This is a genomic window from Klebsiella sp. RHBSTW-00484, from assembly GCF_013705725.1.
GTDB lineage: Bacteria > Pseudomonadota > Gammaproteobacteria > Enterobacterales > Enterobacteriaceae > Klebsiella.
Map to the genome: position 1 here is coordinate 4312826 of NZ_CP055481.1, position 18440 is coordinate 4331265.

The 18440-nt window shown below is 57.0% G+C and carries 15 protein-coding genes; 5 read left to right on the forward strand and 10 right to left on the reverse strand.

Going from position 1 to position 18440, the window contains the following annotated elements; translation table 11 throughout:
* Positions 1 to 47: 47 nt before the first annotated feature.
* The 5 genes from HV213_RS20435 to HV213_RS20455 are packed head-to-tail and all read right to left on the reverse strand — an operon-like array spanning position 48 to position 5787.
* A complete protein-coding gene (locus tag HV213_RS20435; RefSeq protein WP_181483083.1) occupies positions 48 to 1583 on the reverse strand; it encodes a sulfatase in 1536 nt (511 codons plus the stop codon).
* The gene (locus tag HV213_RS20440; protein ID WP_181483084.1) at positions 1583 to 2662 is read right to left on the reverse strand and encodes an ABC transporter ATP-binding protein; all 1080 of its coding nucleotides are present in this window, start codon (positions 2660 to 2662) and stop codon (positions 1583 to 1585) included. Before HV213_RS20440 ends, HV213_RS20435 begins: the two co-directional genes overlap by 1 nt.
* A gap of 19 nt (positions 2663 to 2681) precedes the next feature.
* Entirely contained in the window at positions 2682 to 3530 is an 849-nt protein-coding gene (locus HV213_RS20445; protein ID WP_110273298.1) for a carbohydrate ABC transporter permease, read from the reverse strand.
* Positions 3530 to 4447, reverse strand: a complete 918-nt coding sequence (locus HV213_RS20450) for a carbohydrate ABC transporter permease (protein WP_181483085.1) — start codon at positions 4445 to 4447, stop codon at positions 3530 to 3532. Before HV213_RS20450 ends, HV213_RS20445 begins: the two co-directional genes overlap by 1 nt.
* A 5-nt stretch (positions 4448 to 4452) precedes the next feature.
* The gene (locus HV213_RS20455; protein WP_181483086.1) at positions 4453 to 5787 is read right to left on the reverse strand and encodes an extracellular solute-binding protein; all 1335 of its coding nucleotides are present in this window, start codon (positions 5785 to 5787) and stop codon (positions 4453 to 4455) included.
* A gap of 379 nt (positions 5788 to 6166) precedes the next feature.
* Here HV213_RS20455 and HV213_RS20460 point away from each other — a divergent pair, with 379 nt between their 5' ends.
* The 4 genes from HV213_RS20460 to HV213_RS20475 all read left to right on the forward strand — a co-directional run bounded on the left by HV213_RS20460 (position 6167) and on the right by HV213_RS20475 (position 10848).
* Positions 6167 to 7156 (forward strand): LacI family DNA-binding transcriptional regulator, encoded by a 990-nt coding sequence (locus HV213_RS20460; RefSeq protein ID WP_181483087.1) that lies wholly within the window; start codon positions 6167 to 6169, stop codon positions 7154 to 7156.
* A gap of 121 nt (positions 7157 to 7277) precedes the next feature.
* Positions 7278 to 8087 (forward strand): inositol monophosphatase family protein, encoded by an 810-nt coding sequence (locus HV213_RS20465; protein ID WP_181483088.1) that lies wholly within the window; start codon positions 7278 to 7280, stop codon positions 8085 to 8087.
* Positions 8088 to 8196: 109 nt separating this feature from the next.
* Positions 8197 to 9555, forward strand: a complete 1359-nt coding sequence (locus HV213_RS20470; RefSeq protein ID WP_181483089.1) for an MFS transporter — start codon at positions 8197 to 8199, stop codon at positions 9553 to 9555.
* 24 nt (positions 9556 to 9579) lie between these two features.
* Positions 9580 to 10848 carry a histidine-type phosphatase gene (locus tag HV213_RS20475; protein ID WP_181483090.1) on the forward strand — a complete coding sequence of 423 codons (1269 nt, stop codon included), beginning with the start codon at positions 9580 to 9582 and terminating at the stop codon, positions 10846 to 10848.
* 150 nt (positions 10849 to 10998) lie between these two features.
* Here the strand turns inward: HV213_RS20475 and mtnA are convergent, their stop codons facing one another.
* Complete coding sequence (mtnA, locus tag HV213_RS20480; protein ID WP_181483091.1) at positions 10999 to 12027, reverse strand: S-methyl-5-thioribose-1-phosphate isomerase; 1029 nt, start codon at positions 12025 to 12027, stop codon at positions 10999 to 11001.
* A gap of 102 nt (positions 12028 to 12129) precedes the next feature.
* On the opposite strand from mtnA, the gene mtnK reads away from it, so the two are divergent.
* Positions 12130 to 13329, forward strand: coding sequence for an S-methyl-5-thioribose kinase (gene mtnK, locus HV213_RS20485; RefSeq protein WP_181483092.1), 1200 nt, complete (start codon positions 12130 to 12132; stop codon positions 13327 to 13329).
* A gap of 122 nt (positions 13330 to 13451) precedes the next feature.
* Here the strand turns inward: mtnK and HV213_RS20490 are convergent, their stop codons facing one another.
* The 4 genes from HV213_RS20490 to HV213_RS20505 form a co-directional block, all read right to left on the reverse strand.
* Positions 13452 to 14693 (reverse strand): LVIVD repeat-containing protein, encoded by a 1242-nt coding sequence (locus HV213_RS20490; protein ID WP_181483093.1) that lies wholly within the window; start codon positions 14691 to 14693, stop codon positions 13452 to 13454.
* Positions 14694 to 14782: 89 nt separating this feature from the next.
* Positions 14783 to 15847, reverse strand: a complete 1065-nt coding sequence (locus HV213_RS20495) for a sugar ABC transporter substrate-binding protein (RefSeq protein WP_110273288.1) — start codon at positions 15845 to 15847, stop codon at positions 14783 to 14785.
* Positions 15848 to 15867: 20 nt separating this feature from the next.
* Complete coding sequence (locus tag HV213_RS20500; RefSeq protein ID WP_181483094.1) at positions 15868 to 16866, reverse strand: ABC transporter permease; 999 nt, start codon at positions 16864 to 16866, stop codon at positions 15868 to 15870.
* Entirely contained in the window at positions 16863 to 18365 is a 1503-nt protein-coding gene (locus HV213_RS20505; RefSeq protein ID WP_181483095.1) for a sugar ABC transporter ATP-binding protein, read from the reverse strand. Before HV213_RS20505 ends, HV213_RS20500 begins: the two co-directional genes overlap by 4 nt.
* Positions 18366 to 18440 lie beyond the last annotated feature (75 nt).

The following is an 18440-nucleotide window of genomic DNA, read 5'->3' on the forward strand; positions in this document are numbered from 1 at the left end:
CGCTTACTGTTTATGGCCCGCATGTCTGCGGGCTGTCGCTCCGTGGGTTAAACCTCGGAAGAAACATCCTGGGGCGCTAACCCCAGCCGCTCAAATGCTTCCGGCGGCGCATCGTTTTTCGCCATCAGATCACCCATTAACTCGCTAAGCTGCTGCTCAACCACCGGGTCGTACAGCGGGGCGAGCTGCCCCGGGTCCTCAGCCAGGTCGTACAGGCGGGTCTCTTTTTCCAGGAGCGACCCCGGGCCGTAGTTGTTATACATCGGCGAGGTATCGATAACCGGCACTTTCAGCAGTGGAACACCTTTGGTGAAGGGGAAAGGTGCAGCCAGCGTGGTATCCGCCAGCTCTTCGGTGCTAAAACGCGCGGTGATATGCGTCGGCATCAGCGTGTATTGGTAAATCTCCTGCTCGCTGAGGTTTTCCGGGTAGCGGTGGTAGGTATAGCGGCCATCGGTCACGTTGACCGCCCCGCCGAAATAACCAAAGAGAATACCCTCCCGTAGCGCCCGATCCTGCGCCACAACCGGCAGCAGCGAGTGTCCTTGCATCTCCGCCGGCCTTTTCGCGCCGTGAATATCAAGGAAGGTGGCGGCAAGGTCAGGCGTCTGAGTCAGAGCCTGCCTGCGCTGCCCGGCAAAGTGCGCGTACTCAGGATGGTGAATAAACAGCGGAATATGCGCCACCTCCTCGTACATATTCATGCGGTTTTTCGCCCAAAAGTCATGCTCGCCCAGCAGGAAACCGTGGTCGGTGGAAAGCACCAGTGCGGTATCTTTCCACAGGTCGTGTTGATCAAAATAATCCAGCACATCGCCAAGCAGCGAATCGCACAGCGCAATTAGCCGATAGTAATTGGCGCGAAGTTCCTCGCCCTCTTCCGGTAATTCATCGACGCGACCATAGCGCGGCCAGTCAAGAACCGGCCCGGTCCAGTCGGTGTTAATCACATTATAAAAACGCTCCGGGGCGGTAAATGGCTCATGCGGATCGAAGGTTTCAATTTGTAGGAACCAGTTGTCGGCATGACGGTTAGTATCCAGAAACTCCAGGCCACGGGCAAAGCATTGCACCGAGGGAAAGTCTTTCTCTTCGCGGATATACTCCCGGTTGATGATATTGCGCGCTTTTAAATCCCGCCGTCCGTTTGAAAACTGCGAGGGATGGTATTTTTCCCGCAGGCGCTCCCAGTGCGGCTGCACCATCGCCTTCCACGGGTCGCCCTCCTGGCCGCGAATAAACTCAAACGAATCATAACGGTTATGATAGGTCGCGCCGCCATCTTCGAAATAGTGGTTATGATCGGTGATCAGATGGCTGTAGACCCCCTGCTGATACAACAGCTCAGGGAAAGAGTTATCAAAGGGCTCTAGCGGCCCCCAACTACGGTGCAAAAAACTCAGGCGACCGGTCTGCATATCGCGTCTGGCGGGCATACACGGCATGCTGCCGACATAGTGGCGATCGAACGCCACTGAGTGCCGCGCCAGACGGTCAAAGTTCGGTGTTGGCACATGCTGGCCGCCGTAAGGCGACAGAGCCAGACGGTTCAGTGAATCAAACAGCAGGAAGACGGTACGCATTATTGCTCCTTAGTCAGGGGAATTCTTTCGCCGCTTTCGGCATCAAACAGGTGAATGTGGCGAACATCCGGCAGCAGACGGATGCTATCGCCCGGCTGGAGTTCAAGCCGCTGGCGGAAGGTGCAAGTCAGGGTTTCGCCGCCCAGACGGGCGTTGATCAGGGTTTCCACACCGGTGGGCTCGGTAACGTCAACCTCAGCAGGCAAACCATCAGCAGAATTGAGGACAAAGTGCTCCGGTCGGATGGCGTAAATCAGCGCCCTTCCGGCAAGATGTGCCAGGTTATCCGCCAGCGGCAGAAGCAGACCGGAATCGCTGACAAAACCTTCGCCATCGTCAGAAATGCGACCGGCTACGCGGTTGATCTCCGGCGAACCAATAAATGAGGCAACAAACAGGTTACGCGGCTGGTCGTACAGCTCCAGCGGGGTCGCCACTTGTTCAATACGCCCCTGATTCATAATGGCGATCCGATCGGCGAGGGTCATCGCTTCTATCTGATCGTGGGTCACGTAGACCATCGTGGCGTCCAGCTGTTGGTGGAGTTTTTTGATCTCAAGGCGCATATCCACCCGCAGCTTGGCATCGAGGTTCGACAGCGGCTCATCGAACAAAAAGACCTCGGGGTTGCGCACCATCGCCCGACCTATTGCCACCCGCTGGCGCTGACCACCGGAGAGCTCACGCGGATGACGCGCCAGCAGCGGCGTAAGCTGTAGCGCTTCGGCAGTAGCGTTAACCCGCCCGGTAATTTCCTGCTTTTTCACTCCTTTGATCTTCAGCGAAAAGCCCATGTTCTCCGCCACGCTCATATGCGGATAAAGCGCATAGCTCTGGAAAACCATGGCAATATCGCGCTCGCTGGCAGGTATCTCATTGATATCGCTCCCCTGGAGCAAAATTCGCCCATTCTCAACTTCCTCCAGCCCGGCGATCATCCGTAATAGTGTGGATTTTCCGCAGCCGGAAGGCCCGACGAGGACAATAAACTCCCGCTTTTCAATATGCAGATCGATATTCTGCAAGACCGTGACGTTGCCGTATTTCTTATTGACGCTTTCGATTGCAACCGCGCTCATTGGATTTTCCTTTTTAATGTCATGCCTTCACCGCGCCGGACAGTAATCCTTTGACGATAAAGCGCTGGCCCACCACGAGCAGCAGCAGTACCGGAATCGAAACCAGCAGGGATGAAGAGGCCATTTCCGCATAGCGAATCTGTTCATTTTGCGAAAAAGCAGTGATGTATACGGGCAGAGTTCGCGCCTGCTCCGAACTGAGAATTAACGCTATCGGAAAGTCATTCCACACAAACAGCAGCACCAGAATCGTCGTTGCGGTCATACCGGATCTAATCAGTGGTACGAAAACGTAGCGAAAGCGTTGCCAGTGGCTACAGCCGTCAACGCTGGCGGCATCCAGCAGCTCTTTGGGGATCTCGCGGGCAAACGTCACGCCCAGCCAGAGCGCCATGGGTAGCCAGGCGGCCACGCTGGCGATAATGATGGCAATCCGCGTGTCGTAGAGGCCCAACTGGCGAAAAAGATTGAACCAGGAACCCACGAAGGTCACCACCGGCAAAAGGTTGAACAGCAGGCACCAGCCAAGCAGAACCGCCCCTAACGCGGGAGGCAGCTTACGTACGGTGGTTAGCGCGTAGGCGGAAAACAGCGTCACGGCGACGATAATCGCGGTCGTGGTCAGCGTAATCACCACGCTGTTGACGAAATAAGCGCTAAACATCGAGCCGGGGTCGAATAACAGCTCACGCAAAGTATTCAGCGTCGGCGTAAACACAAAACGGGCGAGCAGAATATCGATTTGCTTTTTAAATGCGGTGCTCAATAACCAGATAAAAGGAAACAGCACCAGCACGGCGTACAACGTGATTGCGGCGCCACGACCAGCCGTAAACAACCGGGCGCGCCCGCGTAGCGATAGCAGCATCAGCTTATCCTCCGCTTACGTAGGCTCATCAATACCACCAGCAGCAGAGCAATAATGAAGAAGGTAAACAGGGACATCACTGCTCCCAGCCCCTCACGGTCCTCAATAAAAAAGGCGCGATAAATGGAGTAGCTGACCATCTCGGTGGCAGTGCCTGGCCCGCCTTTGGTCAGCAGATAGATTTCATCAAAGACCTTGAACGAGAAGATGATGCGCAGCATCAGGGTTATCAATAACGCTGGCCACATCATGGGTAAAATAACGAAACGCAGGCGCTGCCAGCGGCTGCAACCATCCAGTTGGGCAGCCTCCAGCACCTCGCGGGGCAACGCCTTCAGGCCCGCAAGCAGCAACAGGAAGGAAAACGGCGTCCAGTGCCAGACATCAACTACAATCACCGATAGAAACGCCAGCGATGGTGTTCCCAGCCAGTCAGGCGGCGTGATATCCAGTTGGCTCAGCACCACGTTAAGCACCCCAGAGTCGTTGTTGAGGATCAGTCGCCACATCGCACCGATTACGATGGGAGAAATCACAATCGGCAGCAGCAGGATGGTAGTCAGTAAACGCGGCTCTTTCTTCATATCGTTAACCGCCAGCGCCAGCGCAAAACCGATAACAACTTGCAGCGTCACGGCAATAACGGAAAACGCCAGCGTATTGACCAGCCCCGGCCAGTAGTAGGGATTGACGAGAAAAGCGCGAATATTATCCAGTCCGACAAACCGGGTGACGGCGCGTCCATCCTGCCAGCTCACCTCCTGGGTGATCAGGCTGAAAAGATGGATCACTGGGGTAACCATCAACGCGGCAATAATGACAATCAGCGGCGTCAATGCTAGCCACGGCCACCAGTCACGACGTTGATACCGCGAATGGGCTATGGACCGGGGCACGGAGAGCGGTTGTCCAGACATAGCGATTATCCTTTGCTCGCGGCATCATCAGGCAGATCCGGCGGAAGCTGCGTTTGATAACCCGCCGCCGACAGCAGCTGATACACCTGATGTGCGGCGGTATTCAGCGCCTTCTCCGCCGACTGTTCACCACTTAGCGCTTTGTAAAGCTGGAGCCCCAGCAGCGCGTTGATCTGGGCGGACTCCTTAACCGGGCTAATAATCTGCGCCTCGGCGGTCGCTTCCGTCAGCGCAGGTAAGAAGTTGAGCGGGTCTTTTGCAACGCCCACCAGGTCGGAACGTACCGGCACACCGCCAGATTCATACAGATATACCTGACTGGCCTGTTCTTCATACCATTTGAAGAAATCCAGCGCCGCCTGCTTGTTTGCCGCCGGAATATTCTGTGGGATACCGCCGACCCAGTGTCCTGCGGCATAAACACCCTTCGCTCCAGCGGGGTGAGGAATAACCGTGACGCCATACTTATCCGTGACGATAGAGCTATCCGGATTGCTCAGCGGGCCCCGGGCCGCCGCCACAATATTCGCCTGCGCGGCTTTCCCGGTGGCGAAAAGCTGAATTAATTCTCCTTGGGTTAACGCACCTGGATTGCTGTAACCGGCTTTTGCTATGGCGATATAGTATTTAAGCCCACGCAACGTTTCCGGGCTATTGAGGATAATATTAAAATCACCTTCGCGCGGATCCTTAAATATCCCACCACCAGCAGAGAGCAGGAAGGGGGAAATATCAAAAACGATATCCTGCGGACCACAGCGAATCAAAAAACCATATTGTCTCGGCGGCTGATGCAGTTTTTTTGTATTCTCGGTTAACTCTTCCCAGGTTTTCGGTGGGGTCAGTCCGGCCTTCTGGTAAATATCTTTGCGATAATAAAACAACTGCGGATTCGCGGTAACCGGGAAGGTATAGAGATCGCCGGATTGTTTATTGAAAACCTTGCGCGCATTGTCCCAATAAAGCGCATCGCCAAATGTCAGCACCTGCTCAGGCAGGCGATAATCGGCCTCAATGCTTTTAATCGGCGTCAAAAAACCGCCACCATAGAACTCACCTAACCAGTTGATATCTATCATAGTGATATCATAGACCCCCTCCTTCGCCCGCACCGAACTGCGAATTTTATCGAGTAATCCGCCGTAGGGTACCGCATCGATACTGACGTTATTTCCGGTGTCTTGATTATATTTTTCGACCGTTTTTTTAAAGCCATCGAGCCATGGCGACTGGTTGATAACGATTTTAACATTGGCCGCATAGGCCGTAGATAAGGAAGGCAACGCCAGCATAGTTAATATCGCCGCGCCGGAAATACGCAAAAAATGGTTTCTTGCCACTGGTTTTACTCCGCAAGTTACAAATCGAACAATATCTATATTCACCCCTGGTAATGCAGATAAAACTATCTTGCGGAAATAATTGCTGTCCATAACGCAGATAGCATAACTTATGCGTCACATGAATATGCTAAAAAAAGAGAGTTTAGCTTTTTGTTTTATAAAGAATTTTTATTTTAGTCGCACACATATCCATATTATTACAATGCTTAGTGAAATAAATGATTAGGAATAATATATATCAAAAGCTGACAGGGAAAGAGCGCCAACCCTCTGCTCGCCCGGGGATTTATGTGGTACCTTCTTACTACTTTTCTATGCCGACGATGGGCTCCAGAGTCGGCATTGGCTCCCTGAGAACAACCCGTACCCTGACACTATGAGCGAAAAAAAATGGATTAAGGCTGAGGACGTTGCCCGACTCGCAGGCGTCTCTCGTTCGGCGGTTTCCCGCACTTTTACGCCCGGCGCGTCGGTAGCGGATAAAACCCGGCAGAAAGTTCTCGCCGCTGCGGAAACGCTCGGCTATCAGGTCAATATCATCGCCCGCACGATGATTACCGGTAGCAGCAATTTTATCGGCATCGTCACCGCCGGATTTGATAACCCGTTTCGCAGCAAGCTGCTGTCGCCGCTGGTTCACCAGCTAGCGCTCAACGGCTTTATGCCGCTGCTGATGAACGCCGACGATCCGCAGCAGCTTGCCCCGTCGCTTAAACAGCTGCTGAGCTACCACGTCGCAGGGGTCATTATCACCTCCGGGGCACCGCCGCTGTCGCTGGCGGAAGAGTATCTGGAGCGAAAAATCCCGGTGACGCTTATCAACCGTCACGCCGACTTAACCGGCTGCGACCGCGTTTGCAGCGATAACGCCCAGGGAGCGAAACTGGTCGCCGATTTATTTACCCAGCGTCAGTGGCAACAGGCCGGGTTTATTGGCGAAAGTCTGGATAACTTCAGCACCCGGCAGCGCTACGAAGCGTTTGTCGCCCATACTCAAGGTATGGACGTTGCTGCGCATTTCTGCGAAAGCGGCGGTTATCAGGCAGGCTTTGCCGCCGCCAGGCAGCTGCTCGCCGAACATCCGCAGCTCCAGGCACTATTTTGCGCCACTGACATGCTGGCGCTCGGCGCGCTGGATGGCCTGCGGGCAGATAACCCCTCCGCGCCCCTGCCGGCGATTATTGGCTTCGATGATATCCCTCAGGCCGACTGGCAACCCTACCAGCTCACCACCGTGCAGCAGAATACCGCCCTGCTCGCCCATCACGCGGTGGATCTACTGGTCACCAGGATCGCCAAATTCAGCCTGCCCTCGCGCCACCGCGAAGTACCAGTGAAATTAATCATTCGTCAAAGCGCAAAATGAAAATTTCATTTTATGCAGATGCGATCACAGAATAATCTTTAAGATCCCTCCACACTCATTTCGCCCTTCGGGGCTATTTTTTACACGCAAAATGCACACGTGTGCAAAATGGAGAATAAGCATGAAACCTCTGGAATCAGACGCTCTGCAAGCCCGCTATCGCCTGGCCTGCGAGCTGGCTAAGGCCGGTGCGGAACTGGCTTTCGAATACTATCAACAGCGCGATCGGCTGGCGGTAGATCATAAAGGCAATGATCTACAGGACGTGGTCAGCGTCGCCGATAAGCGGGTCGAAGAGTTTGTTAAGCAACGCATTATCAGCGCGTTCCCGCAGGATGGTTTTCTTGGCGAGGAGAGCGGAACGCAGATGCCCGACGCTCGCGTGCTGTGGGTGGTCGATCCTATCGACGGCACCAGCTGCTTTCTTAACGGCCTGCATACCTGGTGTCTTTCGCTGGCTATCGTCGCCGACGGCGAACCGGTTATCGGCGTGGTGTACGACCCCAACCATCGCGAGCTGTTCCACGCTCTGAAAGGCCAGGGCGCGTGGCTCAATGACGCGCCTATCACGCCGCATCCGGCAGCCACGGTCAAAGAGGGAGTCATGGGCGTCGGCACGTCGCACCGCGTGACGCCTGCTCTCTTCCTGCCTTTCCTCGATGCGTTGCTCAGCGACGGCGGCATGTTTATCCGCAACGGCTCCGGGGCATTAATGAGCGCATGGGCGGCGGCGGGACGCTTAATCGGCTACTACGAACCGCATATGAACCCGTGGGATGGCCTGCCGGGACTGGTGCTGATGCGCGAAGCAGGCGGCCTCACCAATGACTACCTGGCAGCGGATGGCATTCGCAATGGCAACCCGCTGCTGCTGGCCAGTAAAACGCTCTACCCACAATTAAAAAACATGCTTTGCCACCCATTACCTTAACCCGTATGGGGTCAGGCTTTATCTGATTATGTACTCTACACAACGACAATTTACCCTCAAGGATGAACCACACTAATCAGTCAGGCCTCCGACCTTCGGAGATAACACAATGTCTGGAATTATTGCGTTTTTTCGGGCCTTACCGCCCAAAGCAGGCGTGCAATTTGATGAGAAACGTTTTCGTTTTGTGCGCTGGCAAACCTTTATTGCCATGACCCTGGCGTACGTCACGTTCTACGTGTGCCGACTGTCGTTTACCGTCGCCAAAAGCGCACTGGTTGAGCTTGGCATCACTCCGACCGAGCTTGGTATGATCGGCTCAACGCTGTTTTTTAGCTACGCCATCGGCAAGCTGGTGAACGGTTTTATCGCCGACCATGCCAACGTGGTGCGCTATATGAGCCTCGGACTGCTGCTCAGCGCTGGGATGAACCTGATGATGGGGATGACCAGCAACGCCATGCTGCTGGCTATCTTCTGGGGGATCAACGGCTGGGCGCAGTCGATGGGCGTCGGCCCGTGCGTGGTATCACTGGCGCGCTGGTACGGCCGTAAAGAAAGAGGCACCTTTTACGCCATCTGGTCGACGGCGCATAACATCGGCGAAGCGATGACTTACATGGTGATCGCGGCGGTGATTGCCGGATTCGGCTGGCAGATGGGCTATCTCTCGACCGCCGCGCTCGGCGCTGCCGGGGTGGCGCTAATGCTGCTGTTCATGCGCGACTCCCCGCAAAGCAGCGGCTTTCCGTCGATTAACGTGATTCGCGATGAACCGCTGGAGGAGACCGAAGCGCGTGGCTCGGTGTTTAAAAACCAGCTGCTGGCGCTGCGCAATCCGGCCTTGTGGACGCTGGCGCTAGCCTCGGCGTTTATGTATATCGACCGCTATGCGGTGAACTCGTGGGGGATCTTTTTCCTCGAGCAGGATAAAGGCTATTCCACCCTGGAGGCCTCGGGCATTGTCGGGGTCAACGCTATCGCCGGGATTGCCGGAACCATTATCGCCGGGATGCTCTCCGACCGTTTTTTCCCGCGTAACCGCAGCGTGATGGCCGGGTTTATCAGCCTGCTCAACACTGCAGGCTTTGCGCTCATGCTCTGGTCGCCGCACGGCTACTACACCGATATTGTGGCGATGATTATCTTCGGTGCCACCATCGGCGCATTGACCTGCTTCCTTGGTGGACTGATTGCTGTTGATATTTCGTCACGCAAAGCCGCAGGCGCAGCGCTCGGCACCATCGGTATCGCCAGCTACGCGGGGGCCGGCCTCGGCGAGTTTCTGACCGGGATAATCATCGACAAAACGGCGATTATTGAAAACGGCAAAACGCTATACGACTTCAGTACGCTGTCGCTGTTTTGGGTGGGCACCGGCCTGATGTCCGCGCTATTCTGTTTTACCACCGCCGCGATTGTCGCCAGGCGACACGCGATAGAACGTCAGACTTCATTCTCTTCATAACCCTTTAACCATAAGGAAGATCTTATGATGCCTGTACGACATCAGGTTTTGCTACGCCTGCTGCTTGCCTGTGCCCTGCCGCTGCTGGCGGCCCCGGGCCACGCTGCTGCGCAATATCAACTGGAAAAAGTGGTTGAACTCAGCCGCCATGGTATTCGCCCGCCAACGCCAGGCAACCGTGAGGCCATCGAAGCGGCAACCCAGCGCCCGTGGACTCAGTGGGCAACTCACGACGGCGAATTGACCGGACATGGCTATGCCGCGGTAGTGAATAAAGGCCGCGAAGAAGGCGCACACTATCGGCAGCTCGGCCTGCTGGCGACGGGCTGCCCGGCGAGCGGGGAGATTTACGTTCGCGCCAGCCCCTTGCAGCGCACGCGAGCCACCGCACAAGCGCTGGTTGATGGCGCATTTCCCGGCTGCGGCGTAGAGATTCATCACGTCAGCACCGACGCCGACCCGCTGTTTCAGACCGATAAGTTTGCCGCCACGCAAACCGACCCCGCTCGCCAGTTGGCGGAGGTGAAAGCGAAAGCCGGAGATCTGGCAAAACGTCGGCAGGCGCTGGCTCCGGCAATTCAGCTACTGAAAAACGCGGTCTGCGTTCCCGATAAGCCCTGCCCGGTGTTCGAGCTGCCGTGGCAGGTCGAGCAGAGCAAAAGCGGCAAAACGTCGATTAGCGGGCTGAGCGTGATGGCTAATATGGTCGAGACGCTGCGCCTGGGCTGGAGCGAAAACCTGCCGCTCAGCCAGCTGGCGTGGGGCAACATCACCCGCGCCAGCCAGATAACCGCCCTGCTGCCGCTGCTGACGGAGAACTACGACCTGAGCAACGACGTTTTTTATACCGCGCAAAAACGCGGGTCGATTCTGCTCAACGCCATGCTTGAAGGGGTAAAAGAAGACGCAACGCCGAACGTGCGCTGGCTGCTGCTGGTGGCCCACGATACCAATATCGCCATGGTGCGCACGCTGATGGATTTTAGCTGGCAGCTACCGGGATACAGCCGGGGTAATATCCCGCCGGGCAGCAGCCTGGTGCTGGAACGCTGGCGCGATAGCCAAAATGGTGAGCGCTACCTGCGCGTCTATTTCCAGGCGCAAAGTCTGGACGATTTACGCCGTCTGCAAACGCCAGACAGCCAGCACCCGATGCTGCGCCAGGAGTGGCGTCAGTCGGGTTGCCAGACGACTGATGTCGGGACGCTGTGCCCTTACCAGGCGGCGCTGACGGCGCTGGGTCAGCATATCGACCGGCAGTCCGCTCCGGCGGTAGAGATGGTGCTGCCATAAGTTGAACGCAAAGCTATGGGGGTAGCTTCGCGTGATGCAGATGACAGTATCGTAGGCCCGGTTAGGCGCTAGCCGCCACCGGGCAATTGAGAGAGGTGCGCTTTATCCATCAACGGACGCGAAGCCCTGGAGGCCGCTTCGCGTTTTAACTTAAGCTTTTTCTGCCGCAAACGCCCCGGCTGCAACCTGCGCCGGGGTCACCACGCCAGTATCCAGCACCCAGCCGCTAATCAGCGCCGCAGGCGTCACGTCAAACGCTGGGTTGTAGACCGCCGCGTCTTTCGGTGCCCACTGCACCGCGCCAAAGCTGCCGGCCACGCCGGTCACTTCCGCCGCCGCCCGCTGTTCAATAGGGATCGCCGCGCCGTTCGGGCAATGACGGTCAAGGGTGGTCTGTGGCGCAGCCACGTAAAACGGGATCTGGTGATACTTCGCCAGCACCGCCAGCGAATAGGTGCCGATTTTATTCGCCACATCGCCGTTGGCCGCAATACGGTCAGCGCCGACCCAAACCGCATCGACCTCTCCCTGCGCCATCAGGCTGGCGGCCATCGAATCGGTGATCAGTCGATACGGCACGCCCAGCTCACCCAACTCCCAGGCGGTGAGGCGTCCGCCCTGTAACAGAGGACGCGTTTCATCCACCCATACGTTCGCCACTTTCCCCTGCTCGTGCGCCAGCGCAATCACCCCCAGCGCGGTACCCACCCCCGCCGTCGCCAGACCGCCGGTATTACAGTGGGTTAACAGGCGGCTGCCCGGCGTGACCAGCGCGCTGCCCGCTTCGGCAATATGGGCGCAAAGCTGTTTATCTTCTTCGATCAGGCGCAGCGCTTCCGCTTCCAGCGCCTGGGGATAGTCCTCTTCCGCCAGCGCCAGCTTCATGCGATCGAGATTATTCATCAGGTTTACCGCCGTCGGACGCGCCGCGCGCAGCGTCTCCAGCGCCTGAGAAAGTTCATCGCGGGTCAGACCTCGCTTCCCCAACAGCGCCAGCAGCAGGCTGGCGGAAAGACCAATCAACGGCGCGCCGCGCACCCGCAGGGCGTGAATGTGGTCCACCAGCAGCGCCACGTTATCCGCCGCCAGCCAGCGTTTCTCCTGCGGTAGAGCCTGCTGGTCAAGAATAAAGAGCTGATTTTCGCTTACCCGCAGGCTGGTGGTCTGTAGTGTCTGCATTTAGTTAAATCCCTGTTGCGTTGTTGTATCACATTGTGTCAGGATGGAATCCAGAAGTATAGACGTCTGAACGGCTTAATCAGAATTTTGAGGATCAAGGCAATGTCGCAATACCATACTTTCACCGCCAACGATGCGGTGGCTTACGCGCAACAATTTGGCGGTATCGATAACCCGTCAGAACTGGTGTCCGCACAGGAAGTGGGCGACGGCAACCTCAATCTGGTATTTAAAATTTATGATACCCAGGGCGTCAGCCGGGTTATCGTTAAGCAGGCCTTACCCTACGTGCGCTGCGTCGGGGAGTCCTGGCCGCTAACGCTCGACCGCGCCCGCCTTGAGGCGCAAACCCTGGTCGCCCACTATCAGCACTGCCCGCAGCACACGGTGCAAATTCTGCATTTTGATCCCGAGCTGGCGGTGATGGTGATGGAAGATCTCTCCGATCATCGCATCTGGCGCGGCGAGCTGATTAACAACGTTTACTACCCGCAGGCCGCCAGCCAGCTGGGGGAATATCTGGCCCAGGCGCTGTTTCACACCAGCGACTTTTATCTGCATCCGCATGAGAAAAAGGCCCAGGTGGCACAATTTATTAACCCGGAGATGTGCGAAATCACCGAGGATCTGTTCTTTAACGACCCGTATCAGGTTCACGAACGCAATAATTACCCCGCTGCGCTGGAAGCCGATGTCGCCGCCCTGCGCGACGATGCACAGCTAAAGCTGGCGGTTGCGGTGCTAAAGCACCGTTTCTTCTCCCATACCGAAGCGCTGCTGCACGGCGATATCCATAGCGGCTCGATATTCGTCGCCGAAGGCAGCTTTAAGGCTATCGACGCCGAGTTCGGTTATTTCGGGCCGATTGGTTTTGATATCGGCACCGCCATCGGCAACCTGCTGCTCAACTACTGCGGCCTGCCAGGGCATTTAGGTATTCGCGATGCCGCCGCCGCACGCGAGCAGCGCCTGAACGATATTCAGCAGTTCTGGAATACCTTCGCCGAGCGTTTCCAGGCGCTGGCGGCGGAGAAAACCCGCGATGCAGCGCTGGCTTACCCCGGCTATGCCTCCGCGTTCCTGAAGAAAGCGTGGGCCGATGCCATTGGCTTCTGCGGTACCGAGCTGATTCGCCGCAGCGTCGGGCTGTCGCACGTAGCGGATATCGACACTATTCAGGACGAAGCCATGCGCCATGAATGCCTGCGCCACGCCATCACGCTGGGTAAAGCGCTGATTGTGATTGCCGATCGTATCGACAGTGTCGATGAGCTGATTGCGCGAATTCGCCAGTACGGTTAATCGTTCCCGGGCCACGACGCTAATGCGTCTTGCCCGGGCTACCTGGTCATAGCCGACCGCAAACTTGTAGCCCGGGTAAGGCGTTTACGCCGCGACCCGGGAAGGCAATAAACCACAATCCCCTATCCCAGATACTCAATCACCGACAGCCCGCCGTTGTAATCGGTGCTGTAGATAATCCCCTGCGCATCAACAAACACATCGCAAGACTGAATCACCCGCGGGCGGCCCGGGCGGGTATCCATCATTTTTGCCGGAGCGGCAGGCACCAGCGCCCCGGTTTCCACCGGTCGATAAGGGTTAGAGATATCGTAAGCGCGAACGCCCGCATTCTGGTACGTGGCAAAAATCAGCGTTGAACTGATAAAGCTGCCGGGACGGTTTTCATGCAGGTTATGCGGGCCGAAATGCGCCCCTTTCGCCACATAGTCGGTCTCATCCGGCTGCGGGAAAGTCGAAATACTCACCGGGTTTGTCGGGTCGCGAATATCAAACAGCCAGATCAGCTTCTCGCCATCCTGCTGGTTATCCAGCACCGCTTCATCAAGCACCACCAGCAGATCGCGGTCCGGTAGCGGTAGAGCGGTGTGGGTACCGCCGCCAAACGGCGGGCTCCAGTTGCGATGGCTAATCAGCTTCGGCTGTGCGCGGTCTTTGACATCCAGCAGCGTCAGGCCGCCGTCGCGCCAGCTGCCGTAGGCGGTGTCCCCGGCGATAATCGCGTGATGCAGGGCATAGCGCTTACCTTCGGGCCAGTGCGGAGTTTCCCCCGCCGCCTGATTCATCCCCGGCAGCCACCAGCGCCCGGCGACTTCAGGTTTACGCGGATCGGCCAGATCGATGGTCAGGAAAATATAATCGCTAAAACCGTCGATCAGCGCGGAAACGTAGGCCCAGCGTCCACCGACGTACCAGATCCGATGAATACCGATCCCGTTGAGCGACAGGAAGCTGATTTCGCGCGGTTTATCCGGCGTCGAAATATCAAAAACCCGCATTCCGGCGCTCCAGCCTTTATCCTGCACGTCGCTGACCGTCTCGCCCACCGAGCGGGTGTAGTAAACCTTTTCGTCGGCAAAACGGGTATCGGCAAACAGATCCCGGGCGTTGATCACCAGCAGCAGATCGTCATGGGCCTGCAAGTGGACGTTCCAGGTACCGGGCGGCGCGGCAATGTAATTGACCGTTCGCGGATTTTTCGGATCGCGCACGTCGACCACCGAAAAGCCTTGCGACACCATATGGCCGATGTAAGCAAAGCCGCGGTGCACCATCAACTGGACGCCATCCGGGCGTCCCCCCTGTTCGCTATGCCCAATCAGCCGCATATTGCGGCTATATTCGGGGGTGGGTAATGCCGTCACGTTAGCTCCTGTTGCCGGGTGGCGCTGGTTTTCCCCCTCTCCCCGTGTGAGAGGCCGGGGTGAGGGCACCAGACAGCCACCGGACGCTATTATTTGTTTTTCGCTTCCAGAGTGGCGAACCACGGGGCGATAAAGTCTTCGGTCTGGCCCCAGCCCGGAATAATTTTACCCAGCGAGGCGACGTTCACCGCTCCCGGCTGCGCCGCCAGCAGCGCCTGTGGGATCGCCGCGGCTTTAAAGTCGTAGGTGGCCGGAGTCGCTTCACCAGCAATCTTATTGGCGATCAGACGCACGTTGGTGGCGCCGATAAGCTTCGGATCCACCGCCACGCTCACCTTCCACGGGCTGCCGGATTCGCGCATCAGTTGCAGATCCTGGTTAGAAATATCGATGCTGTAGAGCTTGATCTCGGTGCGGCCATTCTCTTTCAGCGCTTTATAAGCGCCCTGGCTGAAGGCATCCCAGGTGCCCCAGATAGCATCAATTTTGCCTTTCGGGTATTTGGCTAAGATCGCGCCGACTTTGTTGGCGGTATCGCCCTGCACGTCAGAAGAGACGGCGCCAATCGACTCCAGCTCCTTGATGCCGGGATTTTGCTTAAGCAATGTCTGGTAAGCGGCCTGACGGCGCTCCATCGGCGGGAAGCCTGCGACCCACAGCTTGACGATATTGGCTTTGCCGTTGAAGTCTTTCACCAGTTGGCCAAAGGAGAGTTCGGTCAGCGAGGCATCGTCCTGCTGGGTGACGGTCACGCCCGGAATTTCGCCGTTGACTGCGGTATCAAAGACCGAGACTTTGATCCCCGCGTCCACGGCTTTTTTTACCAGCGCGGTGGCGTAAGGGTCGCGTCCCTGGGAAAGAATAATGCCGTCATATTTCTGACTAATCGCCTGGTTAACGAAGTCCTGAAACTTAGCGTCATCACCGTTGCTGAGGAAGGTGCTGATTTTAAAACCGAGCTTTTTACCTTCCTGAATCGCCCCGGAGACAAACTGGGTGGTGTTATCGTCAGAGCCCAAATTACGGATCACCGCGATGCGAATCGGGCCGCTATGTTCGGCAATCGCCGCCGGAACCGGCGTCGGGGTTTCAGCAAAGGCCGCCGCAGAGTTGAATAACCCCAGTGCGATGAGTGACAGCGTTATCTTTTTCATAGTGTTTACCCTGTAAAGTATTAGGTGCGGCGCTGAAAATAAGTCAGTGCCAGCGCGCCAGCCAGCACCAGCCCTTTAATAATGTCCATGGCGTAATACGGCACCGAGAGCATCACCAGGCCGTTGGAGAGCACGCCCAGAATCACCGCCCCCACCAGCGTACCGAGTGCGTTTGGTTTACCGGAACCGGCCAGCGAAAAGCCGATCCACGCCGCCGCGACCGCATCCATCAGATAGCCGCTACCGGCATTCACCTGCGATGAACCGATGCGCGAAGCCAGAAGAATGCCGCCCAGCCCTGCCAGCAGAGAAGCAATGACGTAGGCCGCCACTTTGTAGCGAGTGTTCCGCAGGCCAGACAGGCGCGCCGCTTCCGGGTTGCCGCCGATGGCGTACATCCGCCGTCCGTGAGTGGTAAAAGAGAGCGCCAGCTGGGCGATAACGGTCACCACCAGCATAATGATCACGATAGTCGGCACCTGCCCCAGTAAACCAAACGCTGCCGGAATCGCACCTTCCGCCATATCGCCGCTCGGCAGCACCATGTTTTCGGTGATTGATCCGCCGTAGCTGTAGGTCATCGCCACCCCCTGAATCACGAACAGGCTGGCAAGCGTCGCCAGCATGTCGGGAATACGCAGGATCACGATCAGAAAAGCGTTAAATAGCCCGACTAAAGTACAGAGCGCGAGGGTGATAAGAATCGCCTCGGTAGTACCAAAGCCGTGCCAGACGAACAGCGAAATCACCAGCGCGTTGGCCAGCGAGGCGGTTGATCCCACCGACAAATCAAAGCCGCCAATAGTCAGCGATATCGACACGCCGATGGCGATCACCGTCACGATGGCGATGGATCGCAGGATGTTGATGATGTTAAACGGGTCGAGGAAGTTGTCCGAGGCGAGGCCAAAAACGGCGATCAGCAGAACAACGGTCAGCAACATGCCCCATTTGTAGAGAAAATCAAAAAATCGCTGACGGCCCGATACCGTCGCGTTAACTGTCAGGGCCTTACTCACGCTGCTGCTCCTCCGGTGGAGTAATAAAGAATGTTCTCTTCCCGGGCCTCAGCGCCGGGAATTTCCGCCACGATGCGTCCGTCCCACAGCACGCAGATGCGATCGCACAGGCCGACCAGCTCAGAGAATTCGCCTGAGGCGTAAATCACCCCTTTGCCTTCCCGCGCCAGGCCATCAATCAGATTGAATAGATCCGTTTTGGCTTTCACATCGACGCCTTTGGTCGGCTCATCGAAAATCAGCACGTTGGCGTTGCCGCGCAGCCATTTACCAATCGCTACCTTTTGCTGATTGCCGCCGGAGAGGCGGCGCAGGGTCTGCGCCGGTCCGGAAGTGCGAATACCCACCCGCGCAATGACTTCTTCCGCCCAGCGCCAGGCCTGACGATGACCAAACAGGCTCCAGCGGGAAAAGCTGTTATCGGCGCTGACTGCCAGATTCATCGCCACCGGCTCCTCGATAAAAATCCCCTCTTTGCGCCGCTCTTCCGGCACCAGCGCCAGACCGCGTGCCACCGAATCCGCCGGATCGCGCGGTCGCCAGGGCTGGTTGTTCAGCTCTCCATGCGTCAGGCGGCTTTTGCTGGCACCAAACAGCGCCTTGCACAGTTCCGTTTTCCCGGCCCCAGCCAGCCCGGCAATACCGAGAATTTCCCCCTTGCGCAGGCGCAGGGAGATATCCTGCAACAACCCTTCGTCGTGCAGCCCTTCAACCTGCAGCAGCACCTCATCGCTGTGCGGCGGACGCTTCGGCGGAAAGATATCGCTCAGCTCATGGCCGAGCATCTTCTCGACGATCTGCTCACCGCTCAGTTCAGCCATCGGCCCGCTCTCAATCAGGCGACCGTCGCGCAGCACCGTTAGGGTGTCGCAAATCGCCTTCAGCTCATGAATACGATGCGAGATAAACACTACGCCAATCCCCTGCTGCTGCAGGCGGCGAACCACCGCAAACAGGCGTTCACTTTCGTTTTGGTCCAGCGGCGCGGTGGGTTCGTCGAGGATAAGAAAACGGCAATGGTGCGACAGGGCGCGGGCCAGCAGAATTTGCTGTTTTTCCGCCAGCGTGCAGCTATCGATTGAACGCCGCACGTCGAGGGTGACGTCCAGCTGGGTCAGCGCTTCGCGCGCCAGTTGACGCAGTCGTCCCCAGCGAAAGGCGATCCCGGGTTCCGCCAGCCTGTCGAGCATAATGTTTTCGGCGATGCTCAGGCCCGGAACCAGCGCAACATCTACCTCCTGCTGCACCAGATGAATACCCAGCTGTTTGGCATCGCGCGGCGAGCGAATACTCACCGGCTGATTGTTGATCACCACTTCGCCTTCGTAATGCGCGTGCGTACCGCACAGCACCGCCATTAGCGTCGATTTACCCGCGCCGTTAGCCCCGGTGAGCGCATGCACCGAACCACCCTTCAGGGTGAATGCCACGTTGCTCAGCGCCCGGAAGCCAGAAAAGGCCAGGCTAATGTTTTGCATCTCAAGGCGATTGCCGGTCATCCCCTGTACCCTGTCGATTAATCTTCTGATTTAATGAATTTTTCATAGCCGCCCTTGACTGACAAATGCATAAAA